Raw genomic sequence first — 19,396 nt, 5'->3', positions numbered from 1 at the left:
TACAGAGGGATCAGTATGAGAAAGCTAGCCGTTGTGTGTTTTGTTTCTACATTATTTCTCGGGGGGTGCGGGCCTCAGGAACTTACTTCAGAACAAAAACAGCAAGTGGAAGATTTAAAAACAGAATTATCACAGGTAAAAGTTGATATTGATAATGCAAAAAGTGAGGACCAGAAGTACACATCAGGCCTAATTAAAAGCTTAATTAAAGCAAAGCTTGAGGTTTTGGAAACTAACAAGGCTCTTTTACAACAGAGAGTAAATGCGATTGAATCCGGCGCTAAAATTGACACAGTCGTTTCAGCAGTAAAGCCTGATTTGAATAATGCGGCCTCCTTACTAAAAGAGATTGAAAGTCTTAAATCGGAAATTTCTTCAGCAAAACAAGATGCTTCACAGTATAGTGGAGGGTTGGTTCTTTCAATGAAACTTGTTGCCATAGCCACACAAGAACAAACCCTTGCATTATTACAACAAAAATATCTCTCAGCTAAGTATGGGCTGGCAGAAGTTAAAGCTCCCCCTTTATCAGATTTAAATGTTAAGAAGGAAAATTCGGATCCAAGTGTAAAACAACCGTCTTCAAATTTACTGCTGCCACCTGCGGATGGGCCATTTGGCTTACAAGCTGGACTGACTAAGAAGAATATTGAGGATATGACTGGTGAGACACTTAAACCGGTTGAAGGGCAGGTGGACTTGTTTGTATTAAACTCTGCGCCTAAGAAAAACCCTGATTTTGAAAGTTTTGGATTGCTAATTTCACCAAAGGTTGGTTTATGCCAAATACGTGCCTTGGGTAAAGATATTAAAACTGACTCTTACGGTATATCTCTTAAAAGTAAGTTCCAAGAGATTGCTGATACTTTAAGTTCTATATATGGTGAAGGAAAGAAAACAGATTCGCTTCTATCTGGCTCAATCTGGAAAGAACCAAATGATTGGATGATGGCCTTGAATAAAGGTGAGCGTGTTCTAATTATTGAATGGAAAGATGTCAATGATGCAATGCAAAAAAACAAACTGAGTGAAGTTGGAATGGCTGCGAGAACAAATAATATATCATCTGGTTATGTGCTCCTCCAATATACATTTTCAAACAACTCTGTTTGCGAAGCAGAAATAAAAAGTGAAAAGAAAAGTTCATTATAAGTAGACACTTTGAATTGTAATCTTAACCCGCTTCGGCGGGTTTTTTATGCCCGGAGAAAGCATGACAATCGAAACATTCACCTGGCGAACGCAGATTCAGGCGGGAATGGAGGGAACGTTCAGCCATAAAACCCGCACCGCAACCTTTGGCGACGGCTATGAGCAAATAGCCGGGGAAGGCATCAACCCTGAAAAACAGTCATGGCCCGTCACACTGACAGGGAAGAAAGCGGACATGCTTAAGGCACTGAAATTCTTTCGTTCTCACGTCACGAAGTCATTCATCTGGACATCCCCACCTGGCGAAACCGGACTCTACAGGATTGAGGCCGAATCAATTAAGTCGCAGCCCTTATCCAGCAAAGTCATGACCATTTCCGCAACATTCAAACAGGCGTATGCACCATGATCACAGCTGACTATCAAAGCCTTGAACCCGGTAATAAAGTTCGGCTTATCGAAGTGGATGGCTCCACATTCGGCGTGGATGATGTGCTGCGATTCCACGCCTACAACCTTCCGCACACGGAAGTAGAAATCGCCGCTGCTGGTGGCGATGAATCAAAGCTGAAGGCGAAAAGCATCTGGTGGCAGGGGGAAGAATATGCCTCCTGGCCGTATCAAATTGAAGGGCTGGAAGCCTCAACTGACGGCAGCAGCGCCCAGCCAACGCTGACCGTTGCCAATATCGATAGTTCAATTACGGCTTTGTGCCTGGCCTATGACGACATGTTGCAGGCGAAAGTCACTATCCATGATACCTACTCGCATTATCTCGACGCGAAGAACTTCCCGGAAGGTAATGCAGCAGCTGATCCAACGCAGGTCAGAAAGCGCGTTTTCTACATTGATGGGAAAAATAGTGAACTTCCTGGCGAGAGTATCGAATTCGTGCTCGATAGCCCAATGTCGTTACAGGGTAAAATGATCCCCACACGCCAGCTTCATTCCCTGTGTACATGGTGCATGCGCAATAAGTACCGAACCGGTGACGGTTGCGATTATGCCGGAACCAGATACTTCGATAACAACAATAACCCTGTCGATGATCCCTCGCTCGATGTCTGTAACGGCACGCTCACGGCGTGCAAGTTGCGCTTCGGTGAGAATGAAGAACTGCCGTTCGGTGGTTTCCCTGGTACTTCACTAATCAGGAGCTGATATGCGCCAGAAAATTATCGACGCCATCATGGCGCATGCCGCCGCAGAGTCCCCGAAAGAGTGCTGCGGTGTACTGGCGCAGAAGGGCCGAGTTCAACGCTATTTCCCATGCCGTAATCAGGCAGGGGAACCGACCGAGCAGTTCCAGCTGGCGCCAGAAGATTATGCATGCGCTGAAGACTGGGGATCGATAACCGCCATTGTGCATAGCCATCCTGACGCCACCACACAGCCCAGCGAACTGGATAAAGCGCAATGCGACGCCACGCTTTTACCCTGGCATATTGTGAGCTGGCCGGAAGGTGATCTGCGCACTATCCAGCCACGGGGAGAGTTACCGCTGATAGGCCGCCCGTTTGTTCTCGGCGTTTACGATTGCTGGGGGCTGGTGATGAGCTATTACCGCCAAACGCACGGGATCGAGTTACATGATTATCGCGTTAACTATCCATGGTGGGAGAACGACCACCCGGACAACTTCTATCAGGATTGCTGGTATGAATGCGGATTCCGTGAATTCGACGGGACACCGAAACCGGGCGATATGGTGATCATGCAGGTCCAGGCTGATAAGTGGAATCATGCCGGCATCCTGCTGGAAGGCAACATGCTACTGCATCACCTTTATGGACACCTGAGCCAGCGCGTACCTTACGGCGGTTACTGGCGTGAGCGCACAATGAAAATACTTCGCTTTAAAGACTGTTTTTGATAACCGCCGTGGCGGTTTTTTTATGGGGGGAATATGGCTGCATTACTCAACATGGAGCCGGTCCGTACTGTTCGATTATACGGCGTGCTTGGAGCTACCTTCGGGCGTGAATATCGTTTATCAGTCGACTCGCCCAAAGAGGCAATTCGCGCACTGAGCGTTATTGTGCCGGGATTTGAGCGTTTCATGAATACCAGTAAACAACGTGGATTAACGTATGCGGTTTTCAGCGGAAAACGGAATCTTTGTGATGACGAACTCAGCATGGATAGAGGCGCAGAAGATATTCGCATAGCGCCGGTGATCATCGGCAGTAAACGAGCCGGCGTTTTTCAGACAATCCTCGGCGTTGCTCTTGTAGCCGTTGCTGCATTCATGACGGGCGGGGCGGCGATAGGGATCGGCGGTACAGCGTTTGCTGGTGGCTGGGGGGCGGTAGCGGGCGTCGGGGCTTCAATGGCTATCGGCGGTGTTGTTCAGATGCTTTCCCCACAGACTACCGGGCTTGCCAGCAAGCAATCTGCAGATAACCAGGCCAGTTATGCCTTCGGTGGTGTCACGAACACAACCTCTCAGGGAAACCCTGTACCCGTTCTCTATGGTAAGCGGCGAATAGGCGGTGCTGTTGCCTCTGCCGGGATTTACGTAGAAGACCAGCAATAAAAACCATTAATTAACCAGGCCACCTTCGGGTGGCTTTTTTTATGGGTGCGATATGGCGAAAACAATTACCGGACGTAAAGGCGGTAGCTCGAGTTCCCGCACACCTGTTGAGCAGCCCGACGACCTCCAGTCCGTGGCGAAAGCGAAAATCCTGATGGTTCTCGGTGAAGGGGAATTTGCGGGTGGGCTTACCGCGAAGGATATCTATCTGGACGGCACGCCATTACAAAATTCTGATGGTTCCGAGAACTTCAGCGGTGTCGTGTGGGAGTTTCGCTCGGGTACGCAGGCGCAGGACTACATTCAGGGGATACCTGGTACAGAAAATGAAATAAGCGTTGGTACCGAAGTATCCAGCGACACAGCATGGACGCATACCTTCACCAACACGCAGCTGTCGGCGGTTCGCCTGCGTCTGAAGTGGCCGTCGCTTTTCAAACAGCAGGATAACGGGGATTTGGTGGGATACTCCATCAACTATGTGGTGGAGCTTCAGACGGACGGCGGTAGCTGGCAAAAGGTCCTTGATACCAATGTGACCGGGAAAACCACATCGGGTTATGAACGCAGCCACCGCATCGATTTACCGAAAGCCGGCAGCACCTGGACAATCCGTCTGCGAAAAATCACTGCTGACGCAAACAGTGCCAAAATCGGCGACACGATGACGCTTCAAAGTTACACGGAGGTCATTGACGCCAAACTGCGCTACCCAAACACAGCGCTGTTGTACATTGAGTTTGATTCCAGCCAGTTCAATGGTTCTATACCGCAGATTGCCTGTGAACCACGTGGACGAGTCATCCGCGTGCCAGATACTTACGATCCGGAAACAAGGACTTATAGCGGTACGTGGACCGGGACATTCAAATGGGCATGGACAGATAACCCAGCGTGGATTTTCTATGATCTGGTGATTAGCGACCGCTTCGGGCTGGGCGATCGTCTCACAACAGCGAACATAGACAAATGGACGCTCTACCAGGTTGCACAGTACTGTGATCAGATGGTACCAGACGGCAAAGGGGGCAACGGTACCGAACCACGTTATACTTGCAACGTGTACATTCAGGACCGGAACGACGCCTACACAGTCCTGCGTGATTTCGCTGCCATCTTCCGTGGTATGACCTACTGGGGAGACGATCAGATTGTGGCGCTGGCGGATATGCCGCGGGATGTCGATTTCACATACACGCATGCGAACGTTATTGATGGCCGGTTTTCCTATTCGAGCAGCACCACAAAGAATCGTTATACCAATGCGCTGGTGTCATGGTCCGATCCTGATAACGCTTATTCTGACGCCATGGAGCCTGTTTTTGAGCAGGCGCTGGTGGCGCGCTATGGCTTTAACCAGCTTGAGATAACCGCGATTGGTTGTACCCGGCAGTCGGAGGCGAACCGAAAAGGGCGCTGGGGCATTCTTACCAATAACAAAGATCGCGTTGTTACTTTCGATGTAGGGGAAGACGGTAACATTCCACAGCCTGGCTATGTCATTGCGGTCGCTGACCGTAATCTCTCAGGGCGCGACCTTGGAGGTCGTATCTCTGCTGTGAATGGTCGTGTCGTGACGCTGGACAGGTCACCCGGCGCATCAGCAGGCGACAGGATGATTGTCAATCTACCTTCCGGTGTCGCGCTGTCACGTACCATTCAGGCGGTAACCGGCAACAAGGTAACCGTCACGACCGCATATAGCGAAACGCCAGCGGTTCAGGCTGTATGGGTAATCGAATCCGATGAACTTTATGCGCAGCAGTATCGTGTTATTACAGTGACGGATAACAACGACGGCACGTTCACAATCACTGGCGCAAATCACGACCCGGATAAATATGCCCGTATCGATACCGGAGCCATCATTGACCAGCGGCCAGTGAGCGTGATCCCGTCCGGCAATCAGTCGCCGCCCGCCAACATCGTTATCAGTTCTTTTTCAGTTGTTCAGCAGAACATCAGCGTCGAAACAATGCGCGTGAGCTGGGACCAGGCGCAGAACGCTATCGCCTATGAAGCGCAATGGCGCCGCAACGACGGGAACTGGATTAACGTGCCGCGCAGCTCCACCACGTCATTCGACGTTCAGGGTATTTATGCCGGACGCTACCTGGTGCGCGTACGCGCTATCAATGCCGCAGAAATATCGTCCGGATGGGGCTATTCGGAAGAGAAAACGCTGACGGGGAAGGTAGGCAATCCACCGAAGCCAGTTGGCTTCACCGCTTCTGAAAACGTGGTATTCGGTATTGAGTTGAACTGGGGATACCCGGAGAACACCGATGACACGCTGAAGACGGAAATTCAGTACAGCCTGACCGGAACAGAAGACGATGCGATGCTTCTGGCCGACGTGCCTTACCCGCAGCGCAAGTATCAGCAGATGGGCCTGAAGGCGGGGCAAATATTCTGGTACCGCGCGCAGCTGGTAGATCGAACAGGCAATGAGTCTGGCTTTACGGATTTTGTCCGCGGGCAGGCGAGCGTCGATGTTTCCGATATCACGGATTCCATCCTGGAGGATATGAAAGACTCCGAGGTGTTTAAGGACCTGATTGAGAATGCCGTCGACACCAGTGAGAAAGTCGCTGGCATGGCTGATGATATTAAACAGGCTGTCGATGACCTTGAGCAACAGGCCAAAGATATTCAGGAGAACGCTGACGGGCTGGCGCAAGCCACAGTTAAAATCGATGAAATCGCGCTAAGTATGGACGGCGTGACCGGGCAGGTGAAGAACTCCTCCATCGCGATTATTCAGAGCAATCTGGCGCAGGTCGCCACGCGGAAAACGCTCTCAGCGACGGTTGCCGGAAACAGTGCGCAACTGGACCGCATCGATCAGGTTATCGTCGATGAGAAGCAGGCTACTGCTGAATCTCTGCTGAGCCTGGAGACGGACGTCGCTGGTAACAAAGCTTCCATTAACAGCCTGAGCCAGACGGTATCGAATTACCAGCAGGCGACGGCGACACAAATCAACGCCATCACCGCAACGGTGGAAGGGCATACGTCCTCCATTACTACAAACGCTAATGCGATTGCTGATGTGAACGGCAAAATGTCTGCGATGTATTCAATCAAAGTTGGTCTGGCCAGCAACGGACAATACTACGCGGCGGGTATGGGGATAGGCGTTGAGAATACGCCCAGCGGCATGCAGTCGCAGGTTGTTTTCCTCGCGGATCGCTTTGCAGTGACCACTGCTGTAGGCGGCGTGACGACGTTACCGTTCGTTATTCAGAATGGGCAGACGATAATCCGGGATACGGTAATCGGTGATGGAACTATCAGCAATGCCAAAATCGGTAACTACATTCAGTCCAATAACTATGTCGCGAACACCACCGGCTGGCACATCAATAAAGCCGGAACATTTTATATAAATGGCAGCGCGGGAACCGGTCGGATGGTTATCAGTAATACATTGATTCAGATTTACGATAACAACAACGTGCTGCGCGTTCGTATGGGCTTATGGTAAGGAGTTGATTATGCCTCAAGGGGTACAATGCTGGGATGCATCAGGCAATCTTGTCGCTGACATTGGAGATTATAATTGTCGTTATGTGGGCTCTCTGGTTATTTCAGTCCCTGCAAGTGCGACGGTCGTTACCACAAGTTATGCAGGTGCAACAGCAGCTGGTTACTTTGCGGTGCCAGTATCGGTATCAGCGGGCCGTGAAATTGGATATTACTACTGTCGGGCATACGATGGAGGGATAAGAACATTTATTCTTTTAAAATATGCTTATGCCCATACAGTGACTGTTAATGTGTACGCATTCATATGAGCGGATTCCAGTCCTTTAATACAGCAGGTGCGAAGGTGGTCGACTCTGACTTTTACGGTACTTATTATCGTGATTCAAAAGTTTACTCGACCATTTCCGATACTGGCTATTTCGAAATTTCAACGCCACTTGGAAACGGTACGGATATGGGGTTTGCAATAAATCCATTTCCTTACAATAACGATTTGCAGTGGTTCAAGTTCAATAACAATGCGAAGGTTATCTTCGGTTATCCCTACATGACGGCTAATGCGGGAACAATGGCTCGTACTGGCTATGATGTCACAACCACAAGTGGCTATGTCGATGTGTTCAACGCACAGGGAAAGCTTGTCTGGTCAGCCGTGACAGCTGCAAAAATACCGCGCGTGACAGGCTTCTTTGAAATACCTGCAAATTATGATTTAGATAACACAGCCTATTCACAGAGCATTGGAACGAACAGCTGGTTACTGGCCAGCGATTGTCCGGGGAATCTCAATACTGACGGTACAGTTTCAGGGTATTCAGGTTTATTTTTTAAATTCTCGGGAGGAACATTGCAGGCTGTCTGGATAAATCGAAATCAGGTGTCGTGGGCAAATACCTTAAAGCCATACGGCCTAAAGATCCCATTCGCTATTCTACCGAATCTTTAACGATATAGTCAGTTCATACATTTATTAAACTTCAAACCCGCTCCGGCGGGTTTTTTTATGCCTGGAGTAAATATGATTTATAACACCGGAACCATCAGCATCAACGGGAATACCGCAATCGGCACCGGAACGAACTGGACAGCAGCGGCGAGCCAGATTCGCGTGAGTCAGACCATTATTGTGCTTTCAAACCCGGTGCAGATGTTCCAGATTACCGCTATCAACAGTGGCACATCATTAACCGTTACCCCGGCTGCGTCACCGGCACTGAGTGGACAGAAGTACGGCATCCTCGTAACAGACAGCCTCTCAGTCGATGGCCTGGCGCAGAGTATGTCTCAGCTCATTAATGAGTACGACGAGAATATCGGAGCATGGGAGACTTTCGCCAGCACCTCAGCGAACCAGCTGGTCACTGTGACAATCAACGGCACCAGCCTCAGCATTCCGGCTATTGGTGGTCTCGCCCGGAAAGGGGCAAATAGCGATATCACAGAGCTGAAAGGACTGACGACCCCGTTAAGTTTGAAGCAGGGAGGGCTCGGCGCAAACAACGCCGCAGACGCTCGCACAAACCTCGGTTTAGGAAGTAGCGACTCTGTAGCCTTCAAAACGATCACAGTATCCGGGCGAGTTGAAACCTCTGTAGGTAATCCTGGCTTCCAGATATCCACAGCAGCAAACCAGTCGGGTTTCGTTAGGCACATGGTCGATGGGGTATCTCACTGGTATGTTGGGAAAGGAGACCCAAGCAGTGATAATATCTATTTCTCATTGCAGAAAATAGGGAACTTCATCTCACTGGGATCTGATGGAGGTATTAATTTATATAGTCAGGCAGCAAGCAAGCCTGTAAATATTAGTTCTCCCACAGTTAATATCAATGCTTCTTCTGGGCCATCATTATCATTATCAAATACGGGGACAGCATCTAGTAATCTGGTAACCCGTCTTTGGGGGCAAAGTAGCCGACCAACCGTAATCGAGTATGGAACACCTAACGGTTATATTTTTTATGCACAAGAAAATACCGATGGTTCAAGGGTTGTTAATGTAAACGGAACCATAGTCGCATCAAATGTGACAGGCTCAGACAGAGATTTGAAAGATAAAATAGAACCAATTACTAATGCTCTTGAAAAGATTGGAAAAATTAACGGTTGCACTTACGTTATGAAAGATACGTTGATGCCAGATGCCGGCGTTATTGCACAAGAAATCCTAGAGGTTCTTCCAGAGGCCGTATCCTCATTCGTAAAATTGCCTGAAGGTGTCGAGTTAGGGTCACTGAGTGCAGATGAAGAAAATAAATATCGTTTCTATGCCGTGAACTATGACGCAGTGACGGGCCTTGCCATTCAGGCAATTAAAGAGCTATCTATTCAACTTAATGAATTAATTACTGATATTAATCATTTGAGGGAGCAAGTTATTTCATTTTCTAATGAGGAAGCGAAAAGTTCATGATTCATTTGTACGCGTACTGAAATATACTGATCCCCTGGAATATCAACAGGGTCACCATCCAGCAGACCGGGAATTTCATTACGAGCGAACGCTGGTGCTGTCTGGTGCGTTCGGTGATATGTTTTTACCAGAATTGATCCCTCGGCATTTACTTCATAATCAAGCCAAACCAGTGGCTGTTTGTTACGGTCTGTAGGAATATCAAAGCCACCTCCGATGCCGCCCCATGCAGCATCGGCATTTAATCCCATACAACCTTCAATGAGGTATTCTCCGACGCTCAGGCGCGTTACAGTACAGCCTTTTGATTCATCGTTTAACTGGTAATCACCGTCTTTAAATATCTGAACAATAGGTGATGCTGCTTTCAGAGTACCGTCGCTGGCTTTTGTGGTATTTCCTGTGCTGTAAAATTCGATAAGTTGCCCATTATAAGTCGCATCACTACTCAACGTTCTTAAGTACAACTTGGGCTTTGTGGCGATAATAGTTGGGATGATTAACTGATACATGGTGTTGGCATCATACGGCACTTCGATCAACGAAACGTTATTGCCTACGCCACCAAGTAACATTAATGCTCGATAGAACCCAGCCCCTACGCGGTCATCTTGACTAATCCTATTCATACCATTGCTGCCGACCCCGAAATCTCCGACTGCGAGCATTGAACCAGAAGTGCTATACGCGTCACGAGTAGCGCTACTTCCTAAACCGACCTTTCTTCACCTTCATCGGTAGCCATGGCATTCTCGCCAGCTCTCATTCTTTGGCTGTATAAAGAATCGGCAGGCATTTCGACACGAACGGATAAAAACTGGTCATCCGAAATGTCTACGGGGTCGCCTTCATTTACACCCTGAAGCTCATTTCTGGCGAAGGCCGGAGCCATTGGATGTGTGCGATGATACGTTTTTACCAGCACCGAGCCGTCAGCATTCACTTCATAATCCAACCAGATCAATGGTTGTTTATTGCGATCAGTCGGAATGTCAAAGCCACCGTCTATGCCACCCCATGCAGCATCGGCATTGAGTCCTGTACAGCCCTCAATAAGATATTCTCCAGTTCCCAGTCGTGTAACGATACAACCTTCTGATTCATCATTTAATTCATATGAGCCATCAGCAAATATTTGCACTATTGGAGATGCCGCTTTCAGCGTTCCATCGCTAGTTTTTGTTGTATTTGCAGCCGTATACAATTCAGTCCAGCCACCGCTACTGGTGCCATAACGATTCAGGATAAATGCCCTTGGTTTTCCCTCGGAATATTTAAGCGAAAGTTGTGCTCGATAATAACTGGAAGCAGCAAGAACCAAATGACACCACCCTGAATCAGAAGTCGGCTGAGATACTCCCGCATTTCCCGGTGTATAAAACATATTTGTAATCGTGTCTGAATAAGGTGCTGTTGGCAGCGTGGAACCTAGCCCAAAATCCCCCACCGATAGGATATAGCCGGAAGCGCTTAAGACATCTCTTGTAGCACTACTTCCTAAACCGACCTTTGAAAGCAACCGCCTACCTTACTGATTTAACAGCTCACGCAATTCTTTAATCTCGTTTTTGATGTTCAATATTTCCTCACTTTTTGATTCATCTCTCACCCGCAAAGCCTTGATTGCTGCCAGTGCGTCCAGTAGCAAAGGGGTTTGATCGAGGTGCAATAAATCACCAATCTTTTTCACATACTGCCGATCAATAGTCATAATTTGCTGTGACATTACACCTCGGCGTTTTGGCGCTTCCTGTGCTATAGATTCACCAGTTTCGCGGTCTATTCTGGTTTTATCCCCATTGAAAATAAAATTCCAGAATTCCATATTATTTATATTTCCGAGAGCAACTTCTAAGTCTAATTTACCTTCCTTAGTTTTTACCGTTTCATCCGATACGGCAGAAGTAGTGATTTCTTTCCATGGGCTAAAGACATTAGCAACAGTGCATCTTAAAAATGCTCTGCCATTCCCTGAGTCAGTCGTGGCAATCTGCCCCCTATAGTTCCAGCTATTGCCCGGCATCTGAATTATCCCCATGCCTGCCCCAGAACTTGCCGGATTACCAACATTGTCTGAAGTCGCCCAATAGCACCCCGTTTTAAGCTGCGTACCGTTATTGTTACCTGCGGGCATTTCGCTAACTTGATTTGCTCCCCAGCCACTATTTGCAGGGGTGGTAACTTCCTCAACATATGCAACGTTTCGGCTAACTCCAGCAGGTGGCATTAGTACAGTGACTGTGGCTTGGCCTGTGGTAACTGCTCTTTGTCTCCATATAAAAGTAAAATTTTTATTGGTTGGGTTTGTTTCGAGGTTAATCCTTGCCCCATTCTCTGTATCAGGAACCGCGGTATTAAATAGAGCCAGTCCTGGGTATCCACCCGATTCAACGTTGATAAGTTTAAATGTTGGTGTAGCACTACTTCCTAAACCGACGTTTTATAGGTTGCCGATTTGGAGCATGATCGATACCGTCGCAAGATTTTTGGAAGAAAAAAAGCGGTGAAAAAACATGCAAATTGGCTATGTCAGGGTGTCAACAAATGACCAAAACACAGACCTTCAAAGAAATGCTTTAGAACGAGCAGGATGTGAGCAGATATTTGAAGAAAAAATGAGCGGAACGGTCGCTAACCGACCTGCACTGAAAAAGCTACTACGAACCCTCAGTGAGGGTGATACCCTGGTGGTGTGGAAACTTGACCGCCTGGGGCGGAGCATGCGGAACCTGGTACTGCTGGTAGACGAACTGCGCCAGCGCGGGATTCACTTTAAGAGCCTAACAGACAGCATTGATACCTCTAGCCCGATGGGGCGGTTTATCTTCCACATAATGTCTGCGCTGGCCGAAATGGAGCGTGAACTAATTGTAGAGCGCACCCGCGCAGGATTAGCAGCGGCGAGAGCGAAAGGGCGTATCGGTGGGCGCAGACCGAAGCTATCGGCGGAGCAATGGGCTCAGGCCGGACGTTTGATTGAGAATGGCCTCGACCGCAAGCAGGTGGCGATAATCTATGATGTTGCGGTTTGCACGCTATATAAAAAATTCCCTGTAGGGGGGCCTCATAGTTTATGAGTTTTGGTTGTGCCATAAACGTGACACACCTATGACAGCAAACTACAGTAAGTTACTTTTTGTGCCATCAGCATTGGCTGTGTGAATGCGGTCAATGCTATTTAAAACAGTAAGTTATAGACGGTGCTTCTGATTCGTAATGCGAAGGTCGTAGGTTCGACTCCTATTATCGGCACCATTTCAAAGTATTCCTAAGTCTACCGAAACCAACTTAAAGCCTGTACACTGCGGTTTCTGGCGTTATTGCTGTTTGGTATCACATACCTATTGGGCTTGCATGGAAAGCGCATAAAGTCATGAAAGGCCGGTAGATGTCTCACAGCGTTTTTGTCACGTTGCCACTGATTAAAAGTATGCCCACGCTTGGCATCTTTAATTGCCTGGGTTGTCAGACTAATGGTATTAATCTTTCTCATCGTGAAACCCCAGGGTGTTTCACGATGAGCGTACTCCCACACAAGCCCACACCGGGCCGTACAGCACATCACATCACTGCTTCAGCAAACGCGGCAGCTGGTTATCCTGCTCAAGCAGGCAGTTCTTCATAAAGCTTTCGGTTTGAGTGGTCACTTTTTGGTAATTATTTGCACTCCAGTCGCTCAGTGGCGCTTCAACAGGCGTAGGGGCGCATTCCGCAACCGTGAATGCAGAGAACATATTTCCGCTTTCCGGGCGTTTATAGAATAGGACTTTATATTTCAGCTGAAAGAGAGGTGGGGTCGCGATGGCGTCTTTATAGATCAGCGCCCAGGTTGCTTTACCAATATAGAGTGGCTGTTTGTAAACGTGGCCATTGCCCTTTTCGTTCAGCCATTTGCTGATGGTTTGTTTTGCTTTAGGGACAAACCAGCTGTTCGCTGGATTTTGCAGGGTTTCAATGGATGTCCCTTTATAGTTCTCTTTATCAAAGTCACCAGAGCTAATGTTACCGGTTAACGCGCCAGGAACGGCAAGCCCCATACCTGTTGTGGCATGCGTCGGGGTCACTTCACGTAGTGTGTTATCGGCAATACGGTTGTCATTCAGTTCCGGTAGTGCAGAAACGCTTTAAATCTCAATTCCCAGAAGACGAACTTTCATTTTCTCTCCATGAGACAATTTTACTCAGGTGGCCGCGTGGATGACCCTGAGCAAAAAGGGCCGTTAATATTGCCCGGAGTTGTTGCCAGCCTGCGAAACAGGCTGACAAGTATCCTGATAAACATCGACCACATAGCCCTGTTCTTTAGTCAGCCAGCCATCTTCCTTTGACCCGCATCAATAATGTTGTCCTCTTCAGGGTTTCTGAGGCGGCTTACCGCCTTTCGCCATGCTGGCAAAAACCGCGTCCCGGTAGATCCATGCATGAACGAGTGCAGCAGAAAGATGGACCAGCACCACCGCAAAAAGTACCCAGGCCAGAAGACTATGGGCGTCATGGCACCACGCATAAACAGCAGGACTGGCTGGAACGATAGGCGGCAGGTTGAATCCCTCAAACATCACGATGGGGACTCCCGCTGCCGACAGCTGTGCCCAGCCCAGTAGCGGCATGGTCAGCATTAACGCGTACAGCACCCAGTGCGACGCTTTGGCTGCAAAGACCTGCCATACGGTCAAATCGGCCGGGAGAGGGGGCGTCCGGCTAAACACACGGTTGACCAGACGAATCACCGCCAGCAGTAAAATGGCGATACCCAGGGGCCGGTGCAGGTCAATTAACCAAATCCGATGATGTAATGACGTCATCATGGCGGCGCCGATGAACAGCATGGCCAGGATCATCGCCGCCATCAGCCAGTGCAGGCTTCGTGCCAGGGTGTTGAAATGCTGTGGCGCGTGCTCTCGCATACCTTTATTTGTGTTCATTTAACCTCCTGCTTTTGCACGGCTTCGGTTGCTTTGCCGTAGCCGATTTCCCGCTCACGGCGACTAAATGAGTGCGAATAGGCAGCGGAACGCGCGTTTAAGATGGGATCATTCGATACCGCCACACCCGCAGGAACGATCGAGGGGTCAAAGTTAACGTCGCGGCACGCACCCTGGGATTGCGCTTCAACGCGAGTCACTTCCAGCGTGCCGGCCACGAGCTGCTTACGATCGTTCGGCCAGGGCTGTGAAGGGTCATCCACCGGATCGCCCGGTTGCGCGAGCTGTAGAACGTAATCCCAGTAAAGGGGCTTCTGATCCAGCCTCTGTTGCAGGTTTTCAAACAGGAAGTTGTCATCGGCTTTCTGCCGTTGTTCATCGCTCAACGACATGAAAGGATCGTGCGGGCGCATCATCCAGCGAACCGGTTGTCGATCCCCCTGCGAGTTCACCAGGTAGAAGGCGTTGATGCTGTAAAATGTCGCACCGGCGAAGCTGCCGGGTACGGGTTTTTGTGCCGCCCATTTAAGGTATTTTTCCGCTTCCGGGTACGCTTGCAAAAAGTCTGCGATACGTTTCGGATCCGGCTTGCCGGTGGCCGCGTCAACAGCGGTTGCTTTGCGCAAGGCAAGGAATCCTTCCGGGTTGTGGGTGGCGAAGTAAGGCTCGTTGTTCATCGCCATCCGCCATTGCTGTTTATCGTCCGTCTTCAGCAGCAGTGCCATGCTCAGGGTTTTCGTCGTGCTATCCGGAGCATGGGGATCGCCAGTACCAATGGAGAATCGTCCCACCACGGGAACTTCCTGCTGCGAGAAGAGGCGAGAGGATGACAGCGAAACTGCGGAACCATTCGGAACGAACGTTCCGGCAAAACAGATACCTTTGCCATGTGCGCGGCGAAAGCCTGGCGGAAATGGCGTTGGTGTTTCACCGACCAGTGCCTGACTGACAGTACGTGATCCAAACCATCCTGCTGTCCACGCAAATGCGCCTGCCAGTGTGCCAGCGACAACGGCGATCGACGCCAACGCTCCCCAGGTTTTTTTGGACTTCAAATCCAGTTTCGACATAGACGTTTTCCATTGCAAAACAGTAATGCACGCCACGCGCATATTACGTGTGTGCGCAACAGTAATTAAATTAAGGATGAAAGATGAGACGATTATTTTTATCTCATCGCGGCAGGACTAACCCAGTATTAATACCCGTCATGGAGGGTAATGGATTTAACGCGTGCGTCAGACCAGGTTAATTTGATTATATAAGACGTGTGCGTTAACAAAAGAATATCACGAAAAGTTTATCTTTTTTGCCTGGCTTCCGATATAGCGGCCTCACGGCACACATCCTGGACGGTCCGTCCGGCTTCGACGGACTTCAGACGGCAATGATCTGGTGTTCAGTGAATCGGATCTTGCGCATAGCGATAACCTCGGAGGGCAGGGGCAGGATTCTTCGAGAGGATTTAGGGAGCAGGCCAGGATATGTGCGGCAGTAAATTGACGCTGCCGTGTAAGGAAGCCTGCATCCCAGTGAATCACACATCTTGTATAAGCTCAAAACTGCATATGGCTGATAAGTCCCCTTTTGCGAGTTTATGCTTACCTTTGTAGAAAAGATGTGTCGATTGTCTCCTCGATAATCGTTTCGTAGTTTATTTTTGCATCATGCCGTCATGTTTCATTGCGTCTTTCTGCATCATGCCGTCATGTTTCATTGCGTCTTTCTGCATCATGCCGTCGTGTTTCATTGCATCTTTCTGCATCATGCCGTCATGTTTCATTGCGTCTTTTTTCATCATGCCGTCATGTTTCATTGCGTCTTTCTTCATCATACCGTCATGTTTCATTGCGTCTTTCTGCATCATGCCGTCGTGTTTTATTGCGTCTTTCTGCATCATACTGTCGTGTTTCATAGCATCTTTCTGCATCATGCCGTCATGTGACATGGTATCAGCCGCAAATGCGGAGCCTGCCATAATGAACATAGAGCTAGCCAGTACTGCGATGATGTGTTTTTTCATTATTTTCTCCTGAATATTACGAGTAGTGTTGATAAGTCAAAGTATGTGAAGCTATTTAGCTACCACCAAACCAGTTATATCCCTGGTCCTCCCAATAACCACCAGGAAAGCGGTTTGTAACCTCTATCACTCTGATGTGTTTTGGATTTTTATAGCCTAGCTTTGTGGGGATACGTAATTTAATGGGATAGCCATATTGTGGCGGTAATGTTTTTCCGTCATAACCAAGTGCAAGTAATGTTTGTGGATGAAGGGCTGTTGCCATATCGATGCTAGTGTAATAGTCATCTGCACATTTAAAACTTATATATTTAGCTGAAAGATCGGCACCTATCGCCTTAAGGAAATCCTTGAAGGGCACCCCATCCCAGCGCCCAATAGCACTCCAGCCTTCTACACATATATGCCGTGTTATCTGGCTGACCTGTTTCAAATTATGCAACTGTGGCAACGTCCATGGGCGCTTATCCTGGATTAACCCGGACAATTCCAGTTGATAACTATCACCATTTATATCCGGAATTTCATCCTCGCCATAAAAAGCATTAAAAGGAAATGGACGGGTAATCTGGCTCTCGTTATAAACGGGAGCTAATCGGGTTTGACTAAACAGCATCCCCTGAAGACGATCATTCATTCGCGACATGCGATTAAGTACTTCCTCCGCCTGACTGTTGTCGCTGAGATCGCAACCGGTCAACAGCGCGATTCCTCCCAACGTCAGCCCCATTTTAATAAAATGTCGACGACTTTCACCTGTCAGGCGATGCTCAAGAATATTTGTTGCTTCGTTTAACAAGTCACTTTTTTCGACTTGAGTGATGCTTTTTTTAATTCTGGACATGATCATCCCTCAGCGACCGCGAATCATAGCAATTAACGTTTTGGGTACCAGCACCACCATCAACAAGTGGATGGCAATAAAGAACAGAACTAATGACATACAGCTAAAATGAATAAGGCGCGCCTGTTCATACCCGCCCATTAATTCGCGTAACAGAGGGAATTGTACCGACTTCCATATTACCAGCCCTGACAAGACCGTCAAAATACAGAGCAATATGACACCAGAATAAGCGAATTTTTGTATCATGTTGTATTGACTTAATTCCTGGTGACTCAATTTGCCCCGCAGCGTTAGAGTTATATCCTGTAATAATGATTTCAGGGAAAGTGGCCAATACATCCGGTATAGACGGCCCGTAAAAATATTACAGGTTAAATAGAAGATGCCATTCAATACAAACAGCCACATCGCCGCGAAATGCCATTGCAATGCTCCGCCAAGCCATCCACCCAGGGTTAAATCATCAGGAAAAACAAAATGAAACAGTGGCGATGCATTGTAAATTCGCCACCCACTGGTGATCATAATCAGCATAGCTAATGCGTTGATCCAATGAGAGATTCTCAGCCATAGCGGATGAATGATTTTCAACGGATTCTCTTTAGAATTTGTCATCTCATTCTTGCCTTAATTTTCCGGTCTCTGATCTGCCCAATGGCACAATTAACACTTGCTAACCTACCATCTGGTAGGTAGGATGTTTGAATCCTAGTCTGCCTGTCACAGGGTGTCAAGAAAGAAAATGGATAGCGCAGAGATATTCACCGTTAAAATCGGGTGCCTCTATCAGAGATTGATTGATGGAATGTGGTTCGAAGGAAGATGCTGGTAAAGTACAAGCGCACGTTTAACAAGGGCTAACTGCGAGTTGATATATGACGACATACGATAAACTTATCCAACTGGCTGATACCTGTATTCAGCGAGATGGGTTTCATGGCTTCAGCTTTTCTGACCTTGCAGAGGGTGTCGGTATCAGAAAGGCCAGTATTCATCATCACTTCCCGACCAAAATAGACCTTGGGATAGCGTATTGTGAGTATAAAAACGCGCTCTTTATGCAGTTGAATGAACACTTGCAGACGATCCCAGCGGGTAAGCAAAGGCTCACGGGTTATCTTGAGGCCTTTTCAAACTGTGCGAAGCAGGGAGAAATGTGCGGTATCTATGCCATGCTTTCAGACAGCCACACTTTTCCTCCTGAACTACAGCAGGCGGTTGGTCGACTGGTACAAACTGAACTGGATATCCTTGAAGCTTTGCTTCTCTCCGGCGTGAAATGCGGCGACTTAACGTTAAACCGTCTTTCGGCCCAGGAGCAAGCCATCATTGTCAGCACAACGCTCAAAGGTGCATTAATGCTTAATCGCTTACCTCCTCATGATGCATACAGGAAAACGTCAGCCGCCTTGCTAAAAACATTAAGCGCAGGTTCTGAGTAACACGTTGTTCGTTCAGAAGAATATTTTATTGTCAGCCATAGTAAGGGGATTTAGCGTGAACACCGATAACTTTTATGCGGATCTTTATCGCGATTTTAAGGCCCTGATGTCAGGTGAAACCGATTTTCTCGTCATGATGGCGAATACCAGCGCATTGCTCAATGAGCGCCTCAATGACATTAACTGGATTGGATTTTACCTCGTTAAAGGAGACAGGCTTACTCTGGGTCCTTTCCAGGGGAAAATCGCCTGTACGCAAATTCCCTGGGGCGTTGGTGTTTGCGGTAGCGCCATAGCGCAAAACAAAATTCAGCGTATAGATGATGTTCATACCTTCGATGGGCATATTGCCTGCGACACAGCAAGTAATTCGGAACTGGTTCTGCCTATCATTGTTAAGAATCAAAAAGTGGGCGTTTTGGATATCGACAGCCCATCGTTTTCACGTTTTAAAGAAGAAGATGAACAGGGGATGTCTCTGTTAGTGAAGGCGTTTTCAGCATTAGCTGAAGAAACAGATTACATTAAATATTTTAGCACTCACGTAAGCTAAATCACGAAGAGCATTA

General features: G+C 48.2%; 19 protein-coding genes and 3 pseudogenes. 12 read left to right on the top strand and 10 right to left on the bottom strand.

Features of this window, described 5'->3' with window-relative positions; all coding sequences use genetic code 11:
• The first annotated feature begins 15 nt into the window (after positions 1-15).
• From NMC31_RS18805 to NMC31_RS18765, 9 genes are all read left to right on the top strand, one after another.
• Complete coding sequence (locus NMC31_RS18805; protein WP_253898815.1) at positions 16-1,152, top strand: AAA family ATPase; 1,137 nt, start codon at positions 16-18, stop codon at positions 1,150-1,152.
• A 61-nt stretch (positions 1,153-1,213) separates the two neighbouring features.
• Positions 1,214-1,561 (top strand): phage tail protein, encoded by a 348-nt coding sequence (locus NMC31_RS18800; RefSeq protein ID WP_253898814.1) that lies wholly within the window; start codon positions 1,214-1,216, stop codon positions 1,559-1,561.
• Positions 1,558-2,313 carry a phage minor tail protein L gene (locus tag NMC31_RS18795; RefSeq protein ID WP_253898813.1) on the top strand — a complete coding sequence of 252 codons (756 nt, stop codon included), beginning with the start codon at positions 1,558-1,560 and terminating at the stop codon, positions 2,311-2,313. The genes NMC31_RS18800 and NMC31_RS18795 overlap by 4 nt, the downstream gene beginning before the upstream one ends.
• Before the next feature lies 1 nt (position 2,314).
• The gene (locus NMC31_RS18790) at positions 2,315-3,025 is read left to right on the top strand and encodes a C40 family peptidase (RefSeq protein WP_253898812.1); all 711 of its coding nucleotides are present in this window, start codon (positions 2,315-2,317) and stop codon (positions 3,023-3,025) included.
• Positions 3,026-3,058: 33 nt separating this feature from the next.
• Positions 3,059-3,688 (top strand): tail assembly protein, encoded by a 630-nt coding sequence (locus NMC31_RS18785; RefSeq protein WP_253898811.1) that lies wholly within the window; start codon positions 3,059-3,061, stop codon positions 3,686-3,688.
• 52 nt (positions 3,689-3,740) lie between these two features.
• Complete coding sequence (locus NMC31_RS18780) at positions 3,741-7,175, top strand: TipJ family phage tail tip protein (RefSeq protein ID WP_253898810.1); 3,435 nt, start codon at positions 3,741-3,743, stop codon at positions 7,173-7,175.
• Positions 7,176-7,185: 10 nt separating this feature from the next.
• The gene (locus tag NMC31_RS18775) at positions 7,186-7,485 is read left to right on the top strand and encodes a hypothetical protein (protein WP_147251875.1); all 300 of its coding nucleotides are present in this window, start codon (positions 7,186-7,188) and stop codon (positions 7,483-7,485) included.
• A 35-nt stretch (positions 7,486-7,520) separates the two neighbouring features.
• Positions 7,521-8,123, top strand: a complete 603-nt coding sequence (locus tag NMC31_RS18770; RefSeq protein ID WP_253898809.1) for a DUF8377 family phage-derived protein — start codon at positions 7,521-7,523, stop codon at positions 8,121-8,123.
• Positions 8,124-8,195: 72 nt separating this feature from the next.
• Positions 8,196-9,590: a tail fiber domain-containing protein gene (locus NMC31_RS18765; RefSeq protein WP_253898808.1), complete on the top strand. Its 1,395-nt coding sequence runs from the start codon at positions 8,196-8,198 to the stop codon at positions 9,588-9,590.
• On the opposite strand, the pseudogene NMC31_RS26190 reads toward NMC31_RS18765, so the two are convergent.
• From NMC31_RS26190 to NMC31_RS18750, 3 genes and pseudogenes are all read right to left on the bottom strand, one after another.
• Positions 9,536-10,000, bottom strand: a pseudogene (locus NMC31_RS26190) (phage tail fiber protein); the annotation flags it as partial. The gene NMC31_RS18765 and the pseudogene NMC31_RS26190 overlap by 55 nt on opposite strands.
• Before the next feature lie 299 nt (positions 10,001-10,299).
• A pseudogene (locus NMC31_RS18755) lies at positions 10,300-10,809 on the bottom strand (phage tail fiber protein); the annotation flags it as partial.
• Between the two features lie 309 nt (positions 10,810-11,118).
• Positions 11,119-11,817, bottom strand: a complete 699-nt coding sequence (locus tag NMC31_RS18750; RefSeq protein WP_253898807.1) for a pyocin knob domain-containing protein — start codon at positions 11,815-11,817, stop codon at positions 11,119-11,121.
• Between the two features lie 286 nt (positions 11,818-12,103).
• On the opposite strand from NMC31_RS18750, the gene NMC31_RS18745 reads away from it, so the two are divergent.
• The gene (locus tag NMC31_RS18745) at positions 12,104-12,667 is read left to right on the top strand and encodes a recombinase family protein (protein WP_253898806.1); all 564 of its coding nucleotides are present in this window, start codon (positions 12,104-12,106) and stop codon (positions 12,665-12,667) included.
• Between the two features lie 489 nt (positions 12,668-13,156).
• Here the strand turns inward: NMC31_RS18745 and NMC31_RS18740 are convergent, their stop codons facing one another.
• The 7 genes and pseudogenes from NMC31_RS18740 to NMC31_RS18710 form a co-directional block, all read right to left on the bottom strand.
• Positions 13,157-13,654 carry a hypothetical protein gene (locus NMC31_RS18740; RefSeq protein WP_253898805.1) on the bottom strand — a complete coding sequence of 166 codons (498 nt, stop codon included), beginning with the start codon at positions 13,652-13,654 and terminating at the stop codon, positions 13,157-13,159.
• Between the two features lie 288 nt (positions 13,655-13,942).
• Entirely contained in the window at positions 13,943-14,515 is a 573-nt protein-coding gene (locus tag NMC31_RS18735; RefSeq protein ID WP_253898804.1) for a cytochrome b, read from the bottom strand.
• On the bottom strand, positions 14,512-15,585 hold the full coding sequence (locus NMC31_RS18730; RefSeq protein WP_253898803.1) for a catalase family peroxidase: 1,074 nt from the start codon (positions 15,583-15,585) through the stop codon (positions 14,512-14,514). Before NMC31_RS18730 ends, NMC31_RS18735 begins: the two co-directional genes overlap by 4 nt.
• 245 nt (positions 15,586-15,830) lie before the next feature.
• Positions 15,831-15,937: pseudogene (locus NMC31_RS18725) on the bottom strand (transposase); the annotation flags it as partial.
• 232 nt (positions 15,938-16,169) lie between these two features.
• Positions 16,170-16,538 (bottom strand): pentapeptide MXKDX repeat protein, encoded by a 369-nt coding sequence (locus NMC31_RS18720; protein ID WP_253898802.1) that lies wholly within the window; start codon positions 16,536-16,538, stop codon positions 16,170-16,172.
• A 55-nt stretch (positions 16,539-16,593) separates the two neighbouring features.
• Positions 16,594-17,382, bottom strand: coding sequence for a molybdopterin-dependent oxidoreductase (locus NMC31_RS18715; protein WP_253898801.1), 789 nt, complete (start codon positions 17,380-17,382; stop codon positions 16,594-16,596).
• Positions 17,383-17,391: 9 nt separating this feature from the next.
• Complete coding sequence (locus tag NMC31_RS18710; protein ID WP_253898800.1) at positions 17,392-18,000, bottom strand: cytochrome b/b6 domain-containing protein; 609 nt, start codon at positions 17,998-18,000, stop codon at positions 17,392-17,394.
• 260 nt (positions 18,001-18,260) lie between these two features.
• On the opposite strand from NMC31_RS18710, the gene NMC31_RS18705 reads away from it, so the two are divergent.
• Together NMC31_RS18705 and NMC31_RS18700 are read left to right on the top strand one after the other, a co-directional pair.
• Positions 18,261-18,827 carry a TetR/AcrR family transcriptional regulator gene (locus NMC31_RS18705; RefSeq protein WP_149463593.1) on the top strand — a complete coding sequence of 189 codons (567 nt, stop codon included), beginning with the start codon at positions 18,261-18,263 and terminating at the stop codon, positions 18,825-18,827.
• 55 nt (positions 18,828-18,882) lie between these two features.
• Positions 18,883-19,380: a GAF domain-containing protein gene (locus NMC31_RS18700; protein ID WP_253898799.1), complete on the top strand. Its 498-nt coding sequence runs from the start codon at positions 18,883-18,885 to the stop codon at positions 19,378-19,380.
• Positions 19,381-19,396: the final 16 nt, after the last annotated feature.

The sequence above is a fragment of the Pseudocitrobacter vendiensis genome (genome assembly GCF_943590815.1).
Classification (GTDB): domain Bacteria; phylum Pseudomonadota; class Gammaproteobacteria; order Enterobacterales; family Enterobacteriaceae; genus Pseudocitrobacter; species Pseudocitrobacter vendiensis.
The sequence above is the reverse complement of the archived record's forward strand: the minus strand, read 5'-3'. Positions and strand labels throughout refer to the sequence as shown.

Coding starts and splice junctions, on each gene's coding strand:
- NMC31_RS18805 (WP_253898815.1), top strand. CDS start 16: ATGAGAAAGCTAGCCGTTGTGTGTTTTGTTTCTACATTATTTCTCGGG.
- NMC31_RS18800 (WP_253898814.1), top strand. CDS start 1,214: ATGACAATCGAAACATTCACCTGGCGAACGCAGATTCAGGCGGGAATG.
- NMC31_RS18795 (WP_253898813.1), top strand. CDS start 1,558: ATGATCACAGCTGACTATCAAAGCCTTGAACCCGGTAATAAAGTTCGG.
- NMC31_RS18790 (WP_253898812.1), top strand. CDS start 2,315: ATGCGCCAGAAAATTATCGACGCCATCATGGCGCATGCCGCCGCAGAG.
- NMC31_RS18785 (WP_253898811.1), top strand. CDS start 3,059: ATGGCTGCATTACTCAACATGGAGCCGGTCCGTACTGTTCGATTATAC.
- NMC31_RS18780 (WP_253898810.1), top strand. CDS start 3,741: ATGGCGAAAACAATTACCGGACGTAAAGGCGGTAGCTCGAGTTCCCGC.
- NMC31_RS18775 (WP_147251875.1), top strand. CDS start 7,186: ATGCCTCAAGGGGTACAATGCTGGGATGCATCAGGCAATCTTGTCGCT.
- NMC31_RS18765 (WP_253898808.1), top strand. CDS start 8,196: ATGATTTATAACACCGGAACCATCAGCATCAACGGGAATACCGCAATC.
- NMC31_RS18750 (WP_253898807.1), bottom strand. CDS start 11,817: ATGCCACCTGCTGGAGTTAGCCGAAACGTTGCATATGTTGAGGAAGTT.
- NMC31_RS18745 (WP_253898806.1), top strand. CDS start 12,104: ATGCAAATTGGCTATGTCAGGGTGTCAACAAATGACCAAAACACAGAC.
- NMC31_RS18735 (WP_253898804.1), bottom strand. CDS start 14,515: ATGAACACAAATAAAGGTATGCGAGAGCACGCGCCACAGCATTTCAAC.
- NMC31_RS18730 (WP_253898803.1), bottom strand. CDS start 15,585: ATGTCGAAACTGGATTTGAAGTCCAAAAAAACCTGGGGAGCGTTGGCG.
- NMC31_RS18720 (WP_253898802.1), bottom strand. CDS start 16,538: ATGAAAAAACACATCATCGCAGTACTGGCTAGCTCTATGTTCATTATG.
- NMC31_RS18715 (WP_253898801.1), bottom strand. CDS start 17,382: ATGTCCAGAATTAAAAAAAGCATCACTCAAGTCGAAAAAAGTGACTTG.
- NMC31_RS18710 (WP_253898800.1), bottom strand. CDS start 18,000: ATGACAAATTCTAAAGAGAATCCGTTGAAAATCATTCATCCGCTATGG.
- NMC31_RS18705 (WP_149463593.1), top strand. CDS start 18,261: ATGACGACATACGATAAACTTATCCAACTGGCTGATACCTGTATTCAG.